General features: G+C 58.8%; 23 protein-coding genes. 8 read left to right on the plus strand and 15 right to left on the minus strand.

Going from position 1 to position 22119, the window contains the following annotated elements; genetic code table 11:
- Positions 1 to 208: 208 nt before the first annotated feature.
- From K1X75_12505 to K1X75_12545, 9 genes are all read right to left on the minus strand, one after another.
- Complete coding sequence (locus K1X75_12505; GenBank protein ID MBX7058879.1) at positions 209 to 1882, minus strand: peptidoglycan DD-metalloendopeptidase family protein; 1674 nt, start codon at positions 1880 to 1882, stop codon at positions 209 to 211.
- A gap of 465 nt (positions 1883 to 2347) precedes the next feature.
- Positions 2348 to 2554, minus strand: coding sequence for a type II toxin-antitoxin system HicB family antitoxin (locus K1X75_12510; protein MBX7058880.1), 207 nt, complete (start codon positions 2552 to 2554; stop codon positions 2348 to 2350).
- Complete coding sequence (locus tag K1X75_12515) at positions 2551 to 2736, minus strand: type II toxin-antitoxin system HicA family toxin (protein ID MBX7058881.1); 186 nt, start codon at positions 2734 to 2736, stop codon at positions 2551 to 2553. The genes K1X75_12510 and K1X75_12515 overlap by 4 nt, the downstream gene beginning before the upstream one ends.
- Before the next feature lie 21 nt (positions 2737 to 2757).
- A complete protein-coding gene (locus K1X75_12520; GenBank protein MBX7058882.1) occupies positions 2758 to 2973 on the minus strand; it encodes a hypothetical protein in 216 nt (71 codons plus the stop codon).
- A gap of 557 nt (positions 2974 to 3530) precedes the next feature.
- Complete coding sequence (locus K1X75_12525; protein MBX7058883.1) at positions 3531 to 4097, minus strand: hypothetical protein; 567 nt, start codon at positions 4095 to 4097, stop codon at positions 3531 to 3533.
- On the minus strand, positions 4094 to 4471 hold the full coding sequence (locus tag K1X75_12530; GenBank protein ID MBX7058884.1) for an AHH domain-containing protein: 378 nt from the start codon (positions 4469 to 4471) through the stop codon (positions 4094 to 4096). Before K1X75_12530 ends, K1X75_12525 begins: the two co-directional genes overlap by 4 nt.
- Positions 4472 to 4585: 114 nt before the next feature.
- Positions 4586 to 5119: a hypothetical protein gene (locus K1X75_12535; GenBank protein ID MBX7058885.1), complete on the minus strand. Its 534-nt coding sequence runs from the start codon at positions 5117 to 5119 to the stop codon at positions 4586 to 4588.
- Between the two features lie 670 nt (positions 5120 to 5789).
- The gene (locus K1X75_12540; GenBank protein MBX7058886.1) at positions 5790 to 6305 is read right to left on the minus strand and encodes a hypothetical protein; all 516 of its coding nucleotides are present in this window, start codon (positions 6303 to 6305) and stop codon (positions 5790 to 5792) included.
- Positions 6305 to 6997 carry a hypothetical protein gene (locus K1X75_12545; GenBank protein ID MBX7058887.1) on the minus strand — a complete coding sequence of 231 codons (693 nt, stop codon included), beginning with the start codon at positions 6995 to 6997 and terminating at the stop codon, positions 6305 to 6307. The genes K1X75_12540 and K1X75_12545 overlap by 1 nt, the downstream gene beginning before the upstream one ends.
- A gap of 827 nt (positions 6998 to 7824) precedes the next feature.
- Here K1X75_12545 and K1X75_12550 point away from each other — a divergent pair.
- Entirely contained in the window at positions 7825 to 8196 is a 372-nt protein-coding gene (locus tag K1X75_12550) for a hypothetical protein (GenBank protein MBX7058888.1), read from the plus strand.
- A 163-nt stretch (positions 8197 to 8359) separates the two neighbouring features.
- The gene (locus K1X75_12555) at positions 8360 to 8542 is read left to right on the plus strand and encodes a hypothetical protein (GenBank protein MBX7058889.1); all 183 of its coding nucleotides are present in this window, start codon (positions 8360 to 8362) and stop codon (positions 8540 to 8542) included.
- 34 nt (positions 8543 to 8576) lie between these two features.
- Here K1X75_12555 and K1X75_12560 read toward each other — a convergent pair whose 3' ends face one another.
- The 4 genes from K1X75_12560 to K1X75_12575 form a co-directional block, all read right to left on the minus strand.
- Complete coding sequence (locus K1X75_12560) at positions 8577 to 9593, minus strand: dihydroorotate dehydrogenase-like protein (GenBank protein MBX7058890.1); 1017 nt, start codon at positions 9591 to 9593, stop codon at positions 8577 to 8579.
- Positions 9586 to 13140 carry a pyruvate:ferredoxin (flavodoxin) oxidoreductase gene (gene nifJ, locus K1X75_12565; protein MBX7058891.1) on the minus strand — a complete coding sequence of 1185 codons (3555 nt, stop codon included), beginning with the start codon at positions 13138 to 13140 and terminating at the stop codon, positions 9586 to 9588. The genes K1X75_12560 and nifJ overlap by 8 nt, the downstream gene beginning before the upstream one ends.
- A 76-nt stretch (positions 13141 to 13216) precedes the next feature.
- A complete protein-coding gene (locus K1X75_12570) occupies positions 13217 to 13747 on the minus strand; it encodes a MarR family winged helix-turn-helix transcriptional regulator (protein MBX7058892.1) in 531 nt (176 codons plus the stop codon).
- On the minus strand, positions 13744 to 14289 hold the full coding sequence (locus tag K1X75_12575) for an acyl-CoA thioesterase (protein ID MBX7058893.1): 546 nt from the start codon (positions 14287 to 14289) through the stop codon (positions 13744 to 13746). The genes K1X75_12570 and K1X75_12575 overlap by 4 nt, the downstream gene beginning before the upstream one ends.
- A gap of 215 nt (positions 14290 to 14504) precedes the next feature.
- Between K1X75_12575 and K1X75_12580 the strand changes: the two genes are divergently transcribed.
- Together K1X75_12580 and K1X75_12585 are read left to right on the plus strand one after the other, a co-directional pair.
- Complete coding sequence (locus K1X75_12580; protein ID MBX7058894.1) at positions 14505 to 15497, plus strand: phosphodiester glycosidase family protein; 993 nt, start codon at positions 14505 to 14507, stop codon at positions 15495 to 15497.
- The gene (locus K1X75_12585) at positions 15497 to 16684 is read left to right on the plus strand and encodes a metallophosphoesterase (GenBank protein ID MBX7058895.1); all 1188 of its coding nucleotides are present in this window, start codon (positions 15497 to 15499) and stop codon (positions 16682 to 16684) included. Before K1X75_12580 ends, K1X75_12585 begins: the two co-directional genes overlap by 1 nt.
- Here K1X75_12585 and K1X75_12590 read toward each other — a convergent pair.
- Entirely contained in the window at positions 16671 to 17327 is a 657-nt protein-coding gene (locus K1X75_12590; protein MBX7058896.1) for a TetR/AcrR family transcriptional regulator, read from the minus strand. The genes K1X75_12585 and K1X75_12590 overlap by 14 nt on opposite strands.
- A 110-nt stretch (positions 17328 to 17437) precedes the next feature.
- Here K1X75_12590 and K1X75_12595 point away from each other — a divergent pair, with 110 nt between their 5' ends.
- The 4 genes from K1X75_12595 to K1X75_12610 all read left to right on the plus strand — a co-directional run bounded on the left by K1X75_12595 (position 17438) and on the right by K1X75_12610 (position 21296).
- A complete protein-coding gene (locus K1X75_12595; protein MBX7058897.1) occupies positions 17438 to 18274 on the plus strand; it encodes an acyl-[acyl-carrier-protein] thioesterase in 837 nt (278 codons plus the stop codon).
- Positions 18275 to 18390: 116 nt separating this feature from the next.
- Positions 18391 to 19689: an MFS transporter gene (locus tag K1X75_12600; GenBank protein ID MBX7058898.1), complete on the plus strand. Its 1299-nt coding sequence runs from the start codon at positions 18391 to 18393 to the stop codon at positions 19687 to 19689.
- A gap of 79 nt (positions 19690 to 19768) precedes the next feature.
- Positions 19769 to 20398 carry an adenylate/guanylate cyclase domain-containing protein gene (locus K1X75_12605; GenBank protein MBX7058899.1) on the plus strand — a complete coding sequence of 210 codons (630 nt, stop codon included), beginning with the start codon at positions 19769 to 19771 and terminating at the stop codon, positions 20396 to 20398.
- Positions 20399 to 20417: 19 nt separating this feature from the next.
- The gene (locus tag K1X75_12610) at positions 20418 to 21296 is read left to right on the plus strand and encodes a 23S rRNA (adenine(2503)-C(2))-methyltransferase RlmN (GenBank protein ID MBX7058900.1); all 879 of its coding nucleotides are present in this window, start codon (positions 20418 to 20420) and stop codon (positions 21294 to 21296) included.
- A 10-nt stretch (positions 21297 to 21306) separates the two neighbouring features.
- On the opposite strand, the gene K1X75_12615 is transcribed toward K1X75_12610, so the two are convergent.
- Positions 21307 to 22086: an alpha/beta fold hydrolase gene (locus K1X75_12615; GenBank protein ID MBX7058901.1), complete on the minus strand. Its 780-nt coding sequence runs from the start codon at positions 22084 to 22086 to the stop codon at positions 21307 to 21309.
- Between the last annotated feature and the right edge of the window lie 33 nt (positions 22087 to 22119).

Consider the following 22119-nt stretch of genomic DNA (forward strand, 5'->3'; position numbering starts at 1 on the left):
GCTTCCACTCGTAGAAACTGTTGCGGTCCATGCCGCTTCGCTTGCAAGCCTCCGTGATATTTCCGAGCGCCTCCGCAAGCTGCAGTACACTGAGCCGCCTGTGAGCAAGTTTAGCGGCCGCGTCTTTGGTCGTGAGTCTTTCCTTTTTCATCTCCGGTTTCCTCCATCTGTCGATATTATCGTCAGACATGAAGGTTAGCGATACACCTCATCTGCCTGCTCCTCGGGGCGCAATGTAAGTAAAGAAATACATTGGATCAATCAAAACAGATTCTCCTTCTCCATTTTTATATTGCTCCGGTATTCCCGGCGGCAGGGAAGCACGCGGAATCCGTACGGATATGTGTGCGTGCGGCCCCGTTGCCCGGCCGGTTTCTCCAATTTGCCCCAGCTCCGCGCCAGGCGCAACCACTTCGCCCACCTCGAAGTTCGGCTGCATGTGTGCGTAGGTAATTGTGTATGTCCGCCCGCCTATTTGCGAGGCAACGTTCATGTAAGTGCCGGCGCGACTCATTTGATCACGCGGAATTGCCGCCATTAGTTCTCGCTCCTTCTCGGTTCTGGGCACATACTCTATGTCCGTTTTTGCATCACCAGTATAGTAGTATTTGCCGTCAGTTCCAAGCCAGATTCCGCGCTCCTCACCATCTATATTCCAGGTCGTACCCTGGCCTACGCCAGTTACGGTCCCGGGCAACATAGCATGATATGTACCTTCGAAGCCGACGTCAATACCGCCGTGAAAGGCGCCATTGCTGCGATAGAAACCGCTCTGCGTCGAAAGAACGTTTGCGCCGCTCACGCATCCCTGAATCGGGTGGCAAACTCCGGTCGGAAGCGCTGTCGAAATCTGGTAGTAATTTGTTCCGTTGAGGTATTTATATGTGATCGCTGCGGTTGTGCTTGGGTCCGGGCGATCAATTCGGGTTCGCATGACTCCATCTTCAAACAGTGCAATCTGCGAAGCATAACCGTCCGCTGTTATCTGCATCTGCATTGCCGTTTTGCCGTCGGCGCGCCGTTCGATCGCCCGCGAGCCATCGCCGTACGTGGTTGTGACAGTATAGTCCGTTCCCTCAGCGAAGGTTATTTGCTGGGATGCGCCGCCGCCACAATCATAACACACAAAATTCAAACCACTATTATCCGTTGCCTGATAGAACTGCCCGCCCATCTGAATTGCATAGGGCCTTGATTCCGTCAATCCGCCGACGCCTGTATGATAAGAGATAATCATCGATCCATTTGCGTCCGGAGCTGAGATTACGGTCTTATTGTCCGGCGGACCGTACATAACAATCGTCCGTATACCGTCTGTCCAGATCTCAGTATTGCCATCGGAATTCCCAGGCAGGCGCCGAAGCCCCTGATGGCTACCCAAATCCATGAACGGCGGCCCGTGCGAGCTGAATACTGCAGTCATACAAAGTCGACCCTCTGAATTGCAATGCATTTGCGAGAGACTGTACGCCAGATTATGCACCAGCACCGCATCACGCCCCACGAAGTAGCTGTGGTTATCCTGGACCTCGAAGTTGTAGACTGTTTCGTAGCGGGCCTCGCCGTTTACGCCGGCAATCATCCGCTCGCCGCCATTGGCCAGAAGACTCACATCGCCAGCGCGCAGCTGCTTCGCCTGCACCCAGCCCGCGTCTTTTACATAGAACTCGTGATTGAATGTAGTCTCAAATTCAGCGCCGTTGCTGTAGCGGACATGGTAGATGCGGTCCGTCTGGCGCACAAAGGTCTGGACGACTCGCTTTGGCTCCACAGCCTGTGTGGACTCATTGTAGGAGAGGACAATGTCGCCGGGAATAATCTCCTGGATCTCCTTGAACCAGCGGCCGTTGTGGTACTCAACGCCGTCGGTGCGGGCATCCACAAGCACCAGCGTCCCGGCGACGAAGCAATATCAGGGACGCAGTGCGATTCTGCGCCGAAGTCGTTCTCCCTCAAGTTGGACATGCCGCGTGAACAAAGGTCCCGCGACATGCGTCTGTTAAAGAGCAGTGACGCTATAAGGCGCCGGCACTGCAGAGTTGCGCGGCGCCGGTGGAATCGATCAAGGAAAAAATCGAACGTTCTGGCGCGCTGTGGCCGGCCCCGCTGCGGCCTTGCGCGCGCCGCGCGGGCGCGGTCCCTGCCGCAAGCGTTGCTATGGATTCACATAGTATTCGGAATTGCCGGGACCGCGCAACGCGAGTCTGCAAGAGCCCCTGGAAGTCCCGCTTACATCAGCTTCCGCTTTTCCTTCAAAATGGGGGCGCGAATTAATGCGGCGCTCCCTGCGGTCGCGGCGCGCTGCGGGCGGGGGTGGGCGGAGCGTGCGTCGCCGATGTTTGTTTGATCAGACATTCACATATGCGGCGGAAGCTGAGGGCTGCGGAATTGCATCGCCATCTTCACGCATCCCGCGAAGGTGCAGTTCGATCGCTTCCTTCATGAGATGCAGGAGGTCCTCTTCATTGTCACCGGTGGCAACGCAACCCGGAAGGTCCGGGACGTAAGCGCTCAGGTTGTTCTCTCCCCGTTCAATAATGACTACGTACTTCATCGTAAACCAGCCTGCTTCAATATGCTGTTAAGAGTCTTTGGATGCAGATCATCGGATGGCTTTCCGGCCACCGTAACTCGCCCCTTTTTATCCGGATGCTTGAATTGCCGGTGACTGCCAGCTGTAGCCACAAGACGCCATCCATCTTCCTCAATGATACGCATAGCCTCTCGGACCTTCAAGAGAACATTACTCCAGCCGATTCACTGATTCTCCTCCTTCCCCATTCCGCGCAGCTCTTTTCGCAGGGCCTCGACCTTCCAGAGCGCCTCCCTGAGCAGGGCCGGCCCGGCCCTGCGGGTCGCCTGCATCGGCCGCTCTGTGGCGGTCTCGAAGCGCAGCAGCTGAGGAGGCCGGCCGATCCCCGGCCGCTCCGCCCCAGTCAGCTTTTTTGCGGCCGGGCGCTTCTTCTTGCGCACGTCCGCCAGCAGGCGCCTGGCCGTGGCTTCTGCCGCGCGACACCCGTCTGTTGAAAAGCAGCGACGCCGTCGCCAGTTGTGGTCAGAGTCAGGGGGCGCCGGTGGAATCGATCAAGGCAAAAACGCGGCGGTGGAGCGCGCTGAGGCCGGCCTATAACCAGATCGGTCGCTACTAAAAGGGCGTCTCGCAACCCTCGGCAGAGAACGCCAACCGGATAGCCGCCGCTCTGGGTGTCACCAGCGACTATCTGATCAACGGCGAAACCGCCAACGGCGCCCGCGCCAATTTTGAGGACCGCGAGTTCCTGGAACTATTTCAGCAGGCGGCCCGGCTGCCGGAAGAAGACAAGCTGTACGTCAAACGATTCCTGCATTCGCTGCTCAATCAGAAGCGAATCGAGGAGATGGCGACGCGGTAGGCGGGCCGTACGATTCAATCCTCGCTACCACAGCCAAGAGTTAGTTTTGATGCGGAACCTTGCTGTCTGGTCTGCCGGGACTGTCCCCAATCACAAACGCTTTCGACCGGGCTCGCCCTGGGCAGCGCACCGCTTCGCTCACCAAGCTTGCCAGTTGTGTAAATCTCCCAGGTCAATGAACTTGAATCCAATCAGCCCCGCGGCGCGAATAGCGTCCTGCGCGGTTGCCGTGCAGAAGATATCCATGGGGAGCTCTGGAATCTTGAAAATGTCGGCGTTCGGCTTAGCCTTTGGCTTCAATGCAATTTGTGCAACCCCCGCAATGCCACCGTCATCAAAATAATCAAACGTGGACTGCTTCGGGTCAAGTAGGTCGCAGTACGAGTCGACCAGCAAGAGATAGAATGGCTTTCTGCTCACTGTCCACCTGAACCAGCGCTTTTTGAAGTGCATGTTGTCAAGCACCGCCTTCGCACGTTCGGACAGCAAATGCGCCGCAGTTAGCGACAGTATATCCGCTTCGATGCCCAGAAAATCTAAGTGAATCTGAACTGCGTTCAGATGCGCATCGTCTGCTGGAACTTCGCGGGTGCACATTCTCCCAATCAGCAGCCAGTCCTGCTTCTGGTTAGCCGGCAAATCGTACCTGATCTGTGGGTAAGCCGTGCCGTAGTCCGACTGCAGAATTTTGATCTCCTGAGTCACTGACGGTTCAACCTCAATCGTCCGGTGTTCAACTCGCGTCGGAGGCCGGCCAGAACTTGAATGGCCTTTTCACGGGTATTCACAGTCGGGTCAAGGATTGCTCGTCGTACATAGTCGCGATAAGCGTTGGTGTGGGAGTCATTGTGAAGCGTAGTATTCGGAAATTGCGCAATCCGGTCCGCAGCTGTCAGAGGCAAATGCACGCCATTTATCGAGCCATCATTTGGGCCAATGCCGAGTTGACGCAATTTCTTTCCAGCGGCCGAATCGAAATCCGCACGCGTAAGGATGTGGTGACTCTGCGAGCGGCCAGCCCGATACGGACTGGGACCAAGGGTTTGCCGAAAATTGTTCTGGGTCTGCGTTGGTCGCACAGCCGAGCAAGGCCTTTCAACATTGGCGGGCGCGGATGTTGCGTACTCCGAATTCGCGGGAATGCTCGATGAAGCCGATGGGCCTGATGATGTCGCTAGTCCGCCGAGGGCGGACTAGCGATTTGCGGCGCGACCGGCGGCAGCCGCTTCTTCCGCGGCAATCCCACCTGCCGCCGCAGTACGCTCAATTCTTGAGGCCCTCGAAGCAATGGAAGCCGCCCGTGCGCTCCTGGCGGCAACGCTAACCGCAGGAAGCAACTCCAGCAAGGCATTCCGCAGAAATAGAGCGCCTTGCGCCTGCACGGGGCCGGATTGCATAGCGCCGATTAAAAAGGCTTCGCGGTCGTCCGGTGCCACGGTTTCGAGACGCTCTCGCAGGCGTTCCATGACCTTTTCCTGCATATACTGATTCGCCGCCTGGGAAGTGTAGCGATAACACCCCAGCACTTCGAATTTGGTACTTTCGGGACAACTTGCGCGTGCCGTAACAAATTCCGACCACCAATCGAGCTCCTGTATTCCGAGAGAGTCCCAGACTGTAAAATTCTCCCCTTGGTGAAAAACCTGCGATGCATGGCGCAGCCTTTCATCGCTGGCGCCGGCACTCTGCAACTCGCGCAGCAGGTCCAGCTCCAATTGCGCCTGCACACGCGACCTCCATGGTCGCGTGCGAGCAGGCGACTCTTGCGCGCTGATTTCAGGCCAGACTATCGTTCTGGCCTTCCTCCCGGAAGCGAGCCAGGGTCTCGCTTCCGGCGGCGCGTTGCGCCGGTCATGCTCAGGGCGGCCGCCGCTCGATGCTTGTGATTTATACAGCTTCCTGGCCTCGCTTAGCGCTCGGCCAGCGGCGCCGGGCTGCTGCGCACTCCGCTCTCGCTTCGGCCCCGCAGGCGGAGATTTCAGGTAAGACAGTCATGTCTGGTACAGCGCTCTCGGCCCCGGTAATCTCGCCTGCGGGTCTTGCGGCGCTCGCGCTTGCAATGCTGCGCATCCCTGCCGCGGAGTGAAGTCTGGCACCGCGCCATCGCCGATCTTCATCGCTTCTCTGTGCGAATAATGGAATCGCGCGCTGCCGCAGGCAGCAGACCGACTGCCGGTCCTGCAAGGCCGGTGAGGTTGGGCCGCTGATGGTCGAAGCTTAACACAATCTCCTTCTAATTCCCCGCGACCGCTCCGACTGACTCCGCCAGATACTCTGGCCGTAGCGTACGAATTTGCGAACGCTTTTCCCGGTAGTCGTCGCGGATGCTGCAGCGCAGGCTTTCCCGGCTACGCGCCGTGGACGCGCCATTTACGCGCCGCGCAGTGACCTGCTACTTCACTGGCCGGTCGACTCCGCCTCCGCCAGTATTTCATTCAGATATTCATACATTCGCCGAAATCTTGCGCCGGCATTGTCCCGGGTGATGATCAGCGCTTTGAGGAGTAGCAGGCCGAGCTGCCTTTCATCATTGTAGACTACCTCATAGTCCGGATCGTGTCTGGTACCAATGGCGCCATATTTCGGATGAGGCTTCGCGCTCCTGAACCTTACGATCCTATCTCTTCTATCGGCCGCTAAATTTATTCCCTCCTTGAGCATTTGCATCTCGGAGCGGGCCTTGAGCTGTTTGAAAAGCGGCGTTTCAGTTCTCCAATCTCCGGGATACCTGTTGGCGTTTGCTGCGCTGTCTTCAAAAGCCGCAAGCAAACCGCGGCCATATTCATTGACCTCCTCAACATCGGCAACCAAAGTCGACGGCCCCGCGACGCCATATCCTGCCGTCGTACGATACTCCGCCTTGATGCCGATCCTTCCCTTAAATACTGTTACAGCTGCTCTATCGACTTTCACTATGGCACCTCAAAAAACCTCAGAGCGACGCCGCGATCCCGTGCACGCTGAACCATAATTTGCATGAATTCCCGTCCTCCAGGAGCATTGCTCAAAGTTCCGCGCGGGACCACAATTTCAAGCGCCGCGGAATCAAAATCCGCGCCCCTCCTAATCAGGGGCTCTCTGGTGGAGAATTCAAAGTCCGCGATATCATCGATATAACGATTTACCAGATTGGAAAGTTTGTTCCCCTCCCGGATAGTTGTACGATTTAAGTCAATCGACTTAACGGAAGTTACCACTCGATTTTCAAGTCGATCCACCTCATGGTTCCACGGCAGCGTTCCCCGCCCGCCAGTGACCGCCTCCGCCAGTTCCCCCTGGACTTTGTTGCCACGTCCCCAGATTGTAAATCCTGGCGGGGCGTCAACAGTATGCAATAAATCAGGCGCGCCCGCAGAAGGTCGGACGGTTAGCGGAACACCTTCCACTGTGCGTCTGATCGGAATGTAGTCCAGCGGATTTGGAATGTTCGCGGGCTGCGGCGGCGTTGGCCGCGGTGTGCTTCCACTGGGGACCGGCGGTCTGCCGGTGGGCGGCGCTCCCCGGAGTTCGGAAATGAGCGCATTCTCGGAATTTGCGGCGCCCGATCGCATTGCGGCGGCGCGCGCCGCAGATTCTTCAAGCGTATTGGCTGCAGCCCCGGACATTGCCGAAGGAGTAGCTGCTGCCTTGCGGAGCACGCCGCGAACAATAGCGCCATAGGCTTTCCCCGCTACATATGGCAATACGAGCCAGCTCCACGGACAGCTGGAAGTTCGTAGAGCCCTCGATCATCGTGTTATGGATGTAGGCGTCCCGACGCAGGTCCGCCTCCGGTCCAGTTCCGAAGCTTTCCAGCTTCTCGCGCAGACGGTTCGCTGAGTCTTCGCTGATCAAGCGAGCGCCATCCTCGTACGCAGAGGCTGATGCTGAGTTCGGTCGTCTTGCGGATGGAGAGCATGAAGCGGTGGCTGCGCAAGTTCAAAATGGTCGCATGGAAGCGAGGCTGAGGCTTTACGCTGGAGCAGGCTGTGGAGCAGCTACGATCTGCATATTTGCCTGCCCAGAAATAGCAATAGCAGCGAACGGCGCGTTCGCCACCATAGGCCAATGGACAAGCGCCACTATTGTGACATATGCTCCAGGATTGGCGGCATTTCTTGGTCTCGGCAGTGCTCGCGCGGTAGTTGTTTTGGCGTCAGTCAGAGATTCAGCAAATTGAGAGTGCACGTACGCAACTACTGAGAAATGTTTCGATCGGACGACTTAGAGACGCGGTCAATGCGCTATATCGGGAAAGGGCAAGAATTGGCAGCGGGAGCACGATGGATGCGTACCGACTCGAGGGCACTCATCTAACCAAACTTTACGACCGCCAAAGGCAATTGCTCAGAATATTTCAGGAAGAAAGCCTGACGCATAATGATGCAGCAATTTTGCGGAGCTTGTTGATCGATTTGCAAAATGCATTGAGCGGCCGTTAGTGGTGTTTCCTATGGAATTTGAGATCCGCGACCCGGAATATTCAAAAATACCTAACCTCCTGGCTTTAAATGCGCCGGCATTCAAAAAATCGGAGGAATACACGATGCACAGGACGGATGCATTCAAGCTCCCGAGCGTCGCAATGGGAGCGTTTGCTGATTATGTTTGTCGCTTAGCAAAGGGTGGCGACGGGCATAAGGAAGAATTGGAAGTAGCGCTTGAGGCGCTCGAACTGTTGACTTTGCGTGCCGACTCGGACATCAACTCTTGCCTGAAGGAAGACTTTCTTGAATCTATTCGTGAAAAACGGGTAGTCGACCTGCTCATTGAGAAACTCGGTCCGGCCACCAGAATGTTACTTGAAATTGAGGACTCGAGATAAGCTGAAATAGTGGGCGTGGCAGGGCGGCGGGTGCACCAGTTTTGCACTGTCGTTTGGCCCTCGAGACGCCGGAGAGGAAGGACAGCGCCGACCCTGGTCAATCTATGTCGAGACAGTCCAGCTGTGGGCTCTACACTTCGCGGCGCAGCGCTGCGCCCGACCGATGCCTGAGCAATCGCTATCGGCCGGTATGATGTTAACGCGCGACATTGCAAAGGCGCGCCGCAATTTGCCGCATTCGATCGATTTCTGGAGCTGCGCAGTCTACAGAAACACGGCCTACGGCCCGCAATGTGCAAGCTACCTGCGTCGCCCCGTTCCGTTTGACATCGACGAGATGGAGTGAGTTTCAACGGAGCTTTCACTCTCCGAATCATATACTAACCGGCCGATTCCGGCAAATACCAGGCGCTGTGCAGCATGCGCATGTAGTTGGCGCGTTCAAAGGCCGCCGGCTCCGCCACATGCTGGTAGCTCATGCTTCCCTTCAATTGCTCCACTGATTCATACTCGCGCTCTTCCATCCATTGCTGCAAGCCCTGCAAAGTTTCTGCGGCGCGCGCCGGACCGTGGCGCAAGAGCGCGCTGGCCATCATGACGGCATCGGCGCCAACCAGCAACAATTTGAGCGTATCCTGCCAGTCGTGTACTCCGCTGGTTGCCGCAAGGCTGGCGGTCACGCGACCGCGAAGGATAGCGATCCATTGCAGGGGCAGGCGATTTTCAAATTGCGTGGAAAGCGTCAGGTGCGGCGTCACCTCCAGGCAATCGAGGTCAATGTCTGGCTGGTAAAAGCGATTGAACAAGGTCAAGCCGCTGGCGCCGGCCTCGACCAGCCGACGGGCCATGTTGCCAAAGGCGCTGAAGTAAGGCGATAGCTTGATTGCTACCGGGATGCTGACGCAGCTGCGAACCGCCGCCACATCTTCGATATACATCGCTTCAACATCCGCGCCCTTTTGATCAAGATCCGCCGGAATATAGAAAACATTCAGCTCGATCGCATCGGCGCCGGCTTCCTGCATGCGTTGCGCATATTTGATCCAGCCGCCGGCGGAGACGCCATTCAGGCTGGCAATGACCGGAATGGAGAGCGATTGTTTCAGTTGCTGCAGTTGCTCCAGATATTCCTCGGCGTCCAGGTTGGCGTACTCCGCCGGCTCCGGAAAGTAGGAGAGCGCTTCGGCAAAGCTCTCTGCGCCATGACTCAGGAAATGATCCAGCTCGTGCTTCTCGTGATTGATCTGTTCCTCAAACAGCGAGTACATCACCAGCGCAGCAACGCCGGCGTCCTCCAGGCGCCGTACGCTATCCAGCGATCTGGACAGCGGCGATGCCGAAGCTACCAGCGGGTTCTTCAGTTCAAGTCCAAGATATCTGGATCGTAAATCAACCATGACGTTCCTCCACGGACAGGCGCGCAGCGGAGTCCGCCAGCGCTTCGTACTTTCGCCATTGCTGCTGTAGCTGTTCCTCGGCCAGCTTCAGCAGGCTGCGTGCGCGGGTTGGATTACTTCGTAGTAACATAGCAAATCGCATTTCATTGTACATATAGTCGCGCAGTCGAATAGAGGGCGCCTTGCTGTCCAGTTGCATGCGTTCCGGGCCGGTCTTTTCCGGATGGTAGCGAAAGAGCGGCCAGTAGCCGCTTTCCACAGCCAGTCGCTGCTGGCTGAGTCCGCGCTTGAGATCGTAGCCGTGCGCAATGCAATGACTGTAGGCGATAATCAGCGAGGGCCCGCGGTAGCGCTCCGCTTCGGCAAAAGCGCGCACGGTCTGCGAATCGTCGGCGCCCATCGCCACGCGAGCCACATAGACGCGGCCGTACTCCATGGCCAGCAGCGCCAGATCCTTCTTGGGCGCCTCCTTGCCCGATGCCGAAAATTTGGCCACGGCGCCCAGCGGCGTCGCCTTGGAGGTTTGACCGCCGGTGTTGGAATAGACCTCCGTATCAAGCAAGAGCACATTCACATCCTGACCCGAAGCAAGCACATGGTCCAGTCCGCCATAGCCGATGTCATAGCCCCAGCCGTCGCCGCCAATGATCCAGACGCTCTGGCGGCAGAGGTTGTCAGCCTCAGCCAGCAGGGCCCGCGCCTGGGGCATGTCCAAACCCTGCAGGATGCGCTTCAGCTCTGTTACGCGCTGGCGCTGCTCAAATACTTCGGGTTCCTCAAGTTCTTCGGCCTTTAGAATGGCATCGGCCAGGCCCTCGCCGACGCTGGCGCGCAGTTCTTGCAGTCGCTGCATCGCCTGGCGCCGGCGCTGGTTGATTGCCAGGCGCATGCCCAGACCAAATTCGGCATTGTCCTCAAATAGCGAATTGGACCAGGCTGGACCGCGGCCGGCGGCGTTCTTGCTCCACGGCGTCGTCGGCAGGTTTCCTCCATAGATAGAAGAGCAACCGGTGGCGTTGGCAACGATCATGCGATCGCCAAAGAGTTGAGTGGCCAGCTTGATGTAGGGCGTTTCGCCGCAGCCAGCGCAGGCCCCCGAAAATTCAAACAAGGGCTGCAGAAACTGCGAGCCCTTGACCTGGTCGTGGCGCACCTGATCGCGCGGCAGCTCTGGCAGCGAGAGAAAAAAGTCCCACGATCTTTGCTCGGCTTCGACGATTGGCTCCGCCGGCTGCATGTAGAGCGCCTTTTGACCGCTGCGTTCTTTGTTGCGCGCCGGACAGACCTCAACGCAGAGCGTGCAGCTGGTGCAATCCTCGGGCGCCACCTGAATGGTCAGCTGACGCGAGGACCAATCGCGCACCCGCGCCGGTGCGCTCTTAAAGCCAGGCGGCGCCGCAGCAAGCTCCGTCGCTTCATAAGCCTTCATCCGAATGACGCTGTGCGGACAGACCAGCGTACACTTGCCGCACTGGATGCAGACCTTCTCGTCCCACACCGGCAATTCCTGGGCAATGCGGCGTTTTTCATAGCGCGCCGTAGCGGTTGGAAATGTGCCATCCAGCGGCATGGCGCTCACCGGCAACTGCTCGCCGCGGCCGGCCAGCAAGGCTTCGGTAAACTGTCGTACAAAAGCCGGCCGATCCTCTTCCAGAGTGGCGCCCTCGGCAACGGAGGCGGGCGCGCCAATTGGCGCCATCTGCAGCGCGGCGAGGGCGCGATCGAGCGCCGCCAGGTTTTTTTGGACGACGACATCTCCGCGCTTTCCGTAGGTCTTTTCCACGGAATGGCGCATGGCGGCCATGGCCTGCTCCATCGGCAAGAGCCCGCTGAGTTGGAAGAAGGCGGCCTGCATGATAGTGTTGATGCGCGAACCCAGGCCCAGCTCGCGGGCAATGGCGCTGGCATTGACCGAGTAGAGCTTCAGTTTCTTATCCAGGATTTGATGTTGCACGGCAAGCGGCAGGCGTTGCCAGAGTTCCTCGGCAGTGCAGGGCGCATTGACCAGAAAAATGGCGCCCTCTTCGGCGGCGGACAGAACATCGTAGCGAACCAGCAATGGAAAGTGATGGCAGGCGATGAAGTTGGCCTTCTCAATCAGGCAGGCCGTATCGATTGGCTGCGGCGATGCCCGCAGGTGTGAAATAGTTGAAGAACCTGACTTTTTGGAATCATAAACAAAGTAGCCCTGCACCTGCAGATCGGTGGCGTCGCCCAGAATCTTGATTGAGCTCTTGTTGGCGCCCACCGTGCCATCGGCGCCCAGACCGAAAAACATGCCCCGGAACGACTGCGGCAGCTCCAGGTTCCAGTTCGCATCGTAGTCCAGGCTCAGGCCGCTGATGTCGTCCCGGATGCCTACGGTAAAGGATCGCTTGATCGCAGGCTGTTGTAGCATCTCAAATATGGCGCGGCCCATGGCTGGCGTAAATTCACGGGAGCCCAGGCCGTAGCGTCCGCCGACGATTTGCGGACTTGTTTGGCCCGCTCTTTCTCGGGCCAGCGCCGCCAGCAAATCCTGGTAGAGCGGCTCGCCGGCCGCGCCGGGCTCCTTGCAGCGGTCAAGGACGGCGATGGCCTGAACGCTTGCTGGCAAAGCGGCAATCAGCGCCGCTTGATCCAGAGGCCGAAAGAGGCGAACGCTCAGCACGCCCAGCCGCTGTCCCTCGGCATTCAGTCGATCGACAGTGGCGCGCATCGTTGGCGCGCCCGAACCCATCAGGACAACAACGCGGTCGGCCTGGGGATGACCGTGGTATTCGAAGATGTCGTAGCGACGACCGGTGCGATTGCCAAATTCCTGCATGCACTGGCGCACGATCTTCGAAGCGGCATCGTATTCCAGATTGGCGCGCTCGCGAGATTGAAAAAAGACATCGGGATTCTGGGCCGACCCGCGCAGTAGCGGCGCCTCCGGTCGCAGGGCGCGCTGCCGAAAGGCCTCAATGGCATCGCGATCCAGCAAATCGAGCATTTCAGCCTCTGAAAGTTCGACAATGGCGCGAATCTCGTGCGAAGTACGAAAGCCATCAAAGACATGCAGGAAGGGCAAGCGACTGCGCAGCGAAGCCATCTGAGCGATGAAGGCAAAATCCTGGGCTTCCTGCACGGTGGCGGCAAAGAGCATGCCCCAGCCTGCGCCGCGCGCCGCCATGACATCGCTGTGATCGCCAAAGATGGAAAGGGCGTGCGTCGCCAGCGCTCGCGAGGCAACATGAATCACCGCCGGCGTAAGTTCGCCCGCTATTTTGTACATATTAGGTATCATCAACAGCAGGCCCTGTGATGCGGTGAAGGTTGTGGAGAGCGCGCCGCTCTGCAGCGATCCGTGTAGGGCGCCGGCAGCGCCGCCCTCGCTCTGCAGTTCCACGATCTGCGGACTCAGCCCGGCATAGTTGCGCTTGCCCTCCGCCGACCAGGCATCGGCATATTCGCCCATCGGCGAGGCCGGCGTAATCGGATAGATGGCAATGACATCGTTCAGGAAGTAAGCGACGCGCGCGCAGGCTTCGTTGCCATCCAGGATCAAACGGGCGGAGGACTGCATGTCTGAAAGACGCGGCGCTGCCTGCCGCTTGCAAGCCGAAACCGTCGGCTGGCGTATCGCTCCGCGCCAGGTAGTACTACGGGGCGGTCGCCGCTGACTGTCGGCGGCGGCTTGCGTCGCCGGCTTGTGCTGCAACCTTGCGCAACTTGCGCAACAGTTGGCGATAGCTTTCCCCGCCCAGGAGTTCTTGCATCTGGCGGTGCGCCTCCAGCCACAAAGGATAGCTGCGTTCCAGGCTGCGCCGCCCGCCTTCGGAAAGGGCAATGCGTCGCTCCTTGCGCAGGCCCGGCGCCAGGTCTTCCACCAGACCCAGTTCCTGCAAGGGCAGTAGGTTTCGTATCAACGTGGTGCGGTCCAGCGCCAGGGTCTGCGCCAGATTGCGGAGCGTGAAGTAATCCGCCGCGCCCAGCGCCATCAGCACTGAAAAGCGATTGGAACTCAAGCCTGCCGGCGCCAGCGCCCGATCGAAGTGCGCCGCGACGCCGCGCGCTGCGCGCTGCAGGTTCAGATTCAAGCAACTGAGGCCATCCTGGATCAGCTGTTTGCGTAGCGGCAACCGCCGCGAGGCGCTTTGCGCCTGGCTGCGCGTCGCGACGCGGGCCTTCAAGCCGCCCCTCGCTGAAAATCAATGCGCTCGAATTTTCCGCTGCGCACTTGCTTGCGCAGCGTCTGCAGTCGTTCGGCAAATTGAGTTTCGATGTCCGACGCTTCCGTGTAGAGTATGGCCTGAAAAAACTGGCGCAGCTCCTGGCTGTGGCGCGCCGGTCGATTGCGATCCAGATCTACGTGTGTAAAATCAACGCGCAGCACCGCTTTGAGGTCGCGGCCGCCGCGATCGAGCATTAAACCCTCCACGGAAATGGAAGCATCGCCACAATCGACCAGACGCGTGACGATGCGCAGCATTTCATTTTGCAAGGCGGGGCGCAGAAAGGCCGTCTCGGTGTGCCGTACCAGCCAGCCCCTGCGTTGCTCGGCGGCCATCGCATAAAGATCCAGATCGTAGCTCTCGCGCAGATGGTCTTCGCGAGCGTCAAAAAAATACTCGGCATAGCGGGCGTTGTTCAGATGGCCAAAGGGATCACAGTCCTGAAATCGAACGCGCATCAGGCTCTCCGGGCTTTTTTCAGAGCTGGCATTGTAAATCATAGCAGGAGTCCCGGCAGCGGCCTTTCAAGTCGCTGTAATTACACATATGTAAATACACAGGTGTAATTACATACACGGCGGGGGCGGCGCGGTCGGCGAGCACAATTTTGGAAAATCTGAATCGGAGGCGAATCGTTCAGCCCGGCCTGCGCCGTCTGGGTCCCTGCCGGATTTCCTGCTGGCCGGCGCTTGAGCCGGGCCGCTGGCTGCCGGTCATGGCGGTTGAGGTCTCTTATCCGCTGCTACTTGTCGCTCTGGCGACGCTGCTGGTTCTGTCCGCACTTTGGTTGCGGCGTCGCCTGCCGCGAACCGGTGCGGCGCTGGCAGCCTTGCTGGCCGCGTTTTTGTTGCCGATTGTGGCGGCGGCGCTCTTGCGCCTGGCAATGCTCGCCCGCCCGCAACCGGAAGATCTAAGCCTGGAATTGCATCCAGGCTTGCGCTACCTGCGTAAGAGCCTGCAAGCGCCGCGGCGAATGGTGGTGCATACGCTGATCATCGATTTGCGGCAGCCAGATCTGCACTTTGCGATTTCGCGGCCGACGCTCTCCGCAGGCAGCGAATACCGGGCGCAAACAGTCCAGGAGTACGCCGAAGAGCGCGGGCTCTTTGCCGCAATGAACGGCGATTTTTTTCTCCCCTGGCATTACCGTCGGCCCTGGGACTATTATCCCCATCGAGGCGAGCCGGTGAGCCCCAATGGTCCGGTTTTATCTGAGGGCATTGAGTACCCTATTCGGGTTCGACCGCCAGTCTCCACTGCCTACTTTACGCGAGAGAACCGCATCAGCTTCGATCGACGTCCGATAGCGGCGTGGAATGCCATCTCTGGCCAGCCGCTGCTGCTCAAGGACGGGCAGCTCAGCGTACACTTGCAGGGCGAGAGCCCCGTTTACTATGATCGACCACATCCGCGCAGCGCCATTGGAATCGACGCCAGCGGCGCTCGAATGATCTGGATGGTCATTGATGGGCGCCAGCCCGGCTATTCCATGGGCGCTCGAATTCTGGATCTGGTCGCCCTGATGCGAGAGCAGGGCGCAGTGACGGTGATGAACCTGGATGGCGGCGGTTCCAGTACGCTGGTGGCGCGCAATGCGACGGGAGAATTGCAGGCGCTTAACGCTCCCATCCATCACAACCTTCCCGGCCCGCAGCGGCCGGTTGCCAATGCGCTTGGCCTGTACTTTGGAAGCGAGCGGGGCAGGTAATGAGTTTCTATCAAGTATTTCTATCCGCCATCAGCATCGCCAGCGGAATCGCTGCGCTGGCCTTTGCGTTTTCGCTTCGTCGACGCAGACCGCGACTTGCCGCGGGCATCATCCTCTTGACCGTCGCTGCCCTGGCGCCGCCGCTGATTTTCCTCGGCGGCGGCAATTGGCCGTTGGCGGACGATGGCCTCGCGGCCCAACTCCATCTGCTGACGATGGCAATACTGTGCAGCTTTCCCTTTCTGGCCTTTGTAGCGCTCGGGCAACGACTGCTGCGGAGCAATGTTAGCGATGAAAGACGGCCAGAGAGTCTGCAGGCCGCAAGCGACGAGCATGGGATGAATCGTCGGCAGATGCTGCAGCGCAGCGCTGCAATCGCCGTTGCTGCCCTGGATTTTGCGCCCGTCTATGGCATTGCAGCGGCCCTTGGCGCCATGAGCTTTGGCTCCAACCATCCCATTACCACGGACCTTTCGCTGCGCTTGCCGGACGCCAGCGAGGATCTGCGCGGTCTGCGAATGGTACAGATCTCCGATTTGCATTTCGGGCCGGCCATTGGCGAGGCGCACGTCCGGCTCTGGCTTTCCTATTTACGCGAACATGCGACGGGCGACGCCCTGTTGCTGACGGGGGATCTGGTTGATGCCGACAATCGCGCGCTGCCGCTCTGCGCCGCGTTTTTGAACCGACTCCACGAACTGTATCCTGCTGGAATTTATGCTGTTACCGGCAACCACGACTACTATGATTCAGCCAGCGAATTGCGGCGCATCCTATCGAGGGCCGGCGTTCGTTTTCTGTCCGCTCAGCATACAGTCCTGAAGCGCGGCAAAGGCCAATTGCAAATCGCGGGACTGGAGTACGGCAGCAGGCCCTATGAAGCCGTCCGCCTCCTTAGCGCGCTGCGACCGGACCAGCCCTCAATCTTGCTCAATCATGTGCCGGCCAATTTTACCTGGCTCCAGCATTTGCCCTTTTCGCTGGTGCTTTCCGGTCATACACACGGCGGTCACCTGCGTACAGCGCGCGGGCCGCAGGGCAGGTCCTTGCTTCTACCGGGCGCGGAGTTCGTAGCCGGTTGGTATGAGCGCGGATTGACCAGGATGTACGTGAATTCCGGACTGGGTCATTCCTTTCCGATGCGCATTCATTGTCCGCCAGAGGCGACGCGCATTACGATCGTTTGAGAGCAAGGGCTCTATTGCCAGCGCCCTTGCTGCTCGAATGTCGCGGCAGCGGCGGCCGACCGCTGCGCAAGCGATCGTAGAGTTGCAGGTACTGCGACTTCATCAGCTGGAAATAACGGGCGTCGCCGCTCAGGCGCCACATGGCGATGGCGCCCTGGTAGATGCAGAGCGCCTCCTTGGCGGCGCCGGCCAGGTCGGCCTCGGGCGAAATCCAGCCGGCCCTTGCCGCAGCGCGGAAGTATTGCAGCAGCAGCAGACGCCAGCGCTGGGCCACGCGACGCAGCGCGCGAGCAAAGGCGGTATCCGGCGGCGATTCGAGGTTCATCGAGAAGCGAGCAAAGGGGCAGCCAAAAAACTTGCGCTGAGCGATCTGGCGACGCTTGAGCGCAACCCAGGCTTGCAGGAAACGCTGCGGATCGGGATACTGCTGCATCAGCGTTTGCAAATCGGCAAGCGTGCGCTGCTCCTCGGCCTGCAGGTAGGCAAGACCCAGGTCCTTCTTGGAGGCAAAGTGGTCGTAAAGGCTGGCCGGCACAACATCGGCGTTGGCAAAGATCTGGCGCATGGCCGTGGCGCCATAGCCCTGCCTGGAAAAGAGCTGAGCCGCCGCCGCCATAACCCGATCGCGAACTGCTGGTCGCATTCAGTCAGCTCGATCCTCTATTCCACTATCGTCAATGGCATTTGCTGCGCCCGCCGCTCGCGCTTGACGACGTAACGAACGTTATGTATGCTGCCCGGCGGAAGGCAGCCATGCAAAGCGACGGATTCAAGACCTACCAGACGGACCTCGATACGCAGCGCCATGTAACCAGTCGCACTTACGAACGTTTTTGCCAGGAGGTGCGCTGGCAGGCGCTGGAGCAGGAGGGCTACTCCATCGCGCGGATGATAGATGAGGGTCTTGGGCTGCGTCCCCTGTTCACGCGCATTGCGTTCAAGAAGCAACAATATGCCGGCGCCAGTCTCAGCGTAAAGAGCGTCTATGGCGCACGTCAGGACTTCGTTTACTGGGACCAAAGCGTGCTGGAGTCTGGCGGCGAGCCGGCGGCGCAGATTGAGCTGATTCAGCAGTGGGAAACAACGCAATCGGCAGCGCCTCCCGTCATACGCGGCGATGGCGCTCCAGAGACGCCGGAGTACGTGCCAGACAAGGAGCGCCCCCGAAATTGCAATCGTGTGCGCAGCGAGTGGCAGGCCCTCTACAGCGAACGCAACGTTTTCGGAAGTTACGATCCAGCCTACTACTGGCGCCTCTTTGAGGATGCGCGCTGGGCTTTCTCCAGCGAGCTGGGCCTCAGTTTTGAGCGCTTTGTAGCAATGGACACGACCTTTTTCTATATGGGCGGCAATTTCCACTACCTGGCGCCGCCGCAGGCCGGCGAGACGCTGCTTGCTGAAACCTGGGTAAGTTCGCTGGAGAAGATTCGCTGCACGCTGCGCACCGAGGTGCGTTCCAAAAATAGCGGAAAGCTGCTGATGACCGGCGACGAAGAGCAGCTGATCGTTTCTCTTTCGCGCGCTCGACCGCGCAAAGCGCCCGTGGAGTACCTCGAGTTGCTGGGCGACCATATCGAAGGCGGCGCTTGAGGATTGCGCCGCTCAGGTTTTGCAGCTTTCGGGGGTCCTGCCGTGATTGTAGTTGCGGAGGCAAGGGCGCAGCCGGTCCCTTTGCCGCAGCGCACCTAGCGCCAGGGTAAGGACCTATGAGCCAGCTGAGCACTTCCAGAAAGATCGCCTACGCCGCCGGCGGTCTGGGGATGAATCTCAGCAATCTGATCACCCAGCAATGGCTCTACAAGTTTTATACTGATGGCGGTTATGTAACCGGCGCCGTGATTGGCGTCTTCATGATCGCCGGACGCCTGACGGACGCCATTACCGATCCGCTGGTTGCCTGGTGGAGCGACATCACCTATACCAGACGCGGGCGGCGTATTCCTTTCGTTCTCTACGGCATGGTTCCCTTTGCGCTGGTAATCTGGCTGTTGTGGACGCCGCCCTTTGAGGGCCCGCACTGGTTGAACGCGGTGTATGCCTGTGCAATGATCCAGCTATTCTATATTTTCTATACAATAGTTGTAGCCCCCTATCTGGCCTTGCTTCCGGAAATCGTCAGCGGCGTCAGCGCCAGATTGAATCTGACGACGATGCAGGCGCTGTGGACGACTGTTGGCACAATGCTCTTTGCACTGGGCGGCGTTGCGATCGAATACCTGGGCTATTCCGGAATGGGTTTGATCGTTGCCGCCCTCTGTCTTATCTCATTTTTACCCACTGTGTTCTTGATCAAAGAGCAACCGGGGGCCGCACAAAATGTGGAAGCCGCCGCTGCCGGGGCCTCCGTGCTTCGCTGGATTGGAATAACGATCAGCAATCGGCCCTTTCGTTATGTTATCGCCACGACCTCGCTCTACTGGTTTGCACTGGCCACGCTGTTGCTCTTTGTGCCGCAATGGGTGGCCAAGGTGTTGCATCTTCCGGAAACCGGCGCCACAGCTTTGATGGGGCCTTTTATCGTCATCCAGATAGTTTTTTTCTTTGTATTCAACAAAGTGTCCAAGGCGATCGGGAAGAAGGCCTCCTTTCTGGGGACCTTGCTTTTGACTGGCATCTCCTTGCTGCTGATCTGGGTCGTGGGGCTGTTCCCCTACCTGTCACTGACCCTGCAATCTACAATCTACGTTTCAATTGCCGCAATTCCGGTAGCCGGCTTCCTGGTGCTGCCCTTTGCTCTGCTTTCCGATTGTGTCGACCTGGATGAAAAGCAGACCGGCCAGCGTCGCGAGGCGATCTTCTTTGGCGTCCAGGCCTTCTTTCAGAAATCGCTTATTGGCATCGCCAATGGCGTCTATGCCCTGATTGACTCCTACTATGATGGTCCGGATGAGATTACCGGCCTCAAACTCAGCGTTACCGTCGCAGGCATCGCCTGCATTGTCGCCTTTTTCATTTTTCTGGGCTATCCGCTGCGCGAACGAGGCGAGCAGGTGGTGCTGAGCTAGCTATTTTCACAAGCCAGCGGCGTTTGCGCCGATTGCAGGATGCGCTTGCCACAAATGGCGGCGCGTGAATGCTATGGTCATGGGTAATCGCCGTTCCGTCTATGTGAGCGCCTCGGAAGATCGACTGGAGGCGCTGATCGAGCAGCGTCTGGCCCCCGGCGCCGACAAGAATCAGATCGACCAGCGCATCTGGGACCTCTTTGGCGAGGAATGGTGCGTCATGTTCACCGACCTTTCCGGATTTTCGCGCGGCGTGGCCAAATTTGGAATCATCCATTTTCTGCAAACGATCCACGAGTCGGAGCGCGTCTATGTGCCAATCATCGAAGAACATGATGGCATACTCTTGAAGGTCGAGGGCGACAGTTTCCTGGTCATTTTTCGCAATGTAAACAAGGCGCTGCAATGCAGTCTGGCCATGCAGCGCGCCTCCAGCGCCTACAACCAGTCGCGCTCGCCCGAGGAACAATTGCTGGTCTGTATTGGACTGGGCTATGGACGGGTGCTGCGTATAGGCGACAGCGATGTCTTTGGCGCAGAAGTCAATGCGGCCAGCAAACTGGGCGAGGACACGGCAAAGGCCTACGATATTCTGATTACGGACGCCACGCGCAAGGCGGCAGGCTCGCCCAAGGGTCTGGAATTTCAGCCACTGGACGAGGCGCCGCCCGGCAGCGAGGGCGCCTTTCGCGTAAAATACTCGTTATAGCGACAGCGACTGTCCCTCAATGGCGCAGGAAGCTACAGCTTCTGGAATGCGTATCGTCGAACGACAGCAAGCATTGGACGGCAGCGCGCGTCTCTTGCTTGAACTTGTCGACGGCGCGCGCGTCGAGGCGGTTGATCTTCGCCCGGGCCGCGGCCGGCGCACCATTTGCGTCTCCAGCCAGGCAGGCTGCGTACTGGATTGCAAATTTTGCGCCACAGCAGCTCTGCCCTTTCAACGTAATCTCAGCGTCCTGGAGATCCTCGATCAGGCGCGTCTGGCGCAGGCCAGCGGCGAGGATCTGGCGCCGCCGGTCAGTAATATTGTTTTTATGGGCATGGGCGAGCCTTTCTACAACTACGAGTCAGTAATCGCAGCGGCCGGCTTCTTTGCACGATCCGGCGAGTTTGCGCTGGGCGAGCGACATGTTTGCATTTCCACAGCCGGAGTGCTGCCGGCCCTGGAGCGCTACTTTGCCGAGGCCCAGGCCTTCCATCTGGCCATCTCGCTTTGCAGCGCCATTGACGACCTGCGCTCGCAACTGATGCCCATCAATTTGCGCTATCCGTTGCAGGAAATAGGGCGGCTGTTGCACTTGCAGTCGCGATTTGCGCAGAAGCGTTTGATGCTGGAGATTCCCTTACTGGCCGGCGTCAATGATGGCCCGGACGATGCAAAAGCTTTGCTTCAATTTTGCGCCCCGATGCGCTTGCGCATCAACCTGATTCCCTGGAATCCCAACCCGATGAGCAGCCAATTTGCGGCCCCCGATCGCGAAAGCTGTCTGCGCTTTCAGGCACAACTGCGCGCGGCAGGCCACTGGGTATTCATTCGCCGCAGCCTGGGCGCCGAAGTTGCCGGGGCCTGCGGGCAGCTGGCGGGCGGCTCGCTTTCCCGCTGACGATCGATTATTATCGATTCAATGCTTGCAAAAAGGGCAAGCTCAGCTCCAGGAATTGCTGCTGGGCGCTGTGGTGCAGCCAGTGATCGGCGCCGGCGATGGTTTCGATATTTGCAGCCGGAAAGCAAGATTGAATCAAGGCATGGTCTGCGGGCTGCACGTAGCTGGACGCTCCGCCGGCAATAAAGAGCGCAGGACCGCCATAGGCCGGGCGCGGCAGCGAGAATTGGCCGGTGATTTCCGCGCGCTGCAGAGCGTCGACGTTCAGTTTCCAGCGGTAGCCTTCGGCCGTGCGCTCCAGGTTCATCTGCAAGAATTGTCGAACAGCAGCATCAGGATGGGCGGCGGCCATGCGTCGGTCAATTTCCTGCCGACTCTGCAAGCCGCTGAGATCGGTGCGCAGCGCGGCAAACTCTCGCTGGTGGTGCGGCGCATAGGCGCGCGGCGCTATATCGACGACAATCAAACCCAGAACGCGATCGGGATAGGCCGCCGCAAAATCCATGGCATTCATGCCGCCCATGCTGTGACCCAGCACCATGGCCTGTTGCAGTTGCTGCGCATCCATCCAGCGCAAGAGGTCGCCGCGCATTTCGGCAATCGTATGAATCGGAGAGCTAAAGCTTTCGCCGTGATTGCGCAGATCGAGGGCAAAGACATGGGCCGCCTGATTCAAAACCCGGGCGGCCTGCGTCCAGTTGCGGGATGAGCCAAACAAACCGTGTAAGATCACAAGCGGCGCGCCATGACCGCCATGATCTATGCTGTGCAACAATCTCTGTTCAGTCACGGTACTTGCTCGGGGTCGTCGGCATCGCAGTCA

The organism is Leptospirales bacterium, assembly GCA_019694655.1.
Classification (GTDB): Bacteria; Spirochaetota; Leptospiria; order Leptospirales; family Leptonemataceae; genus SSF53.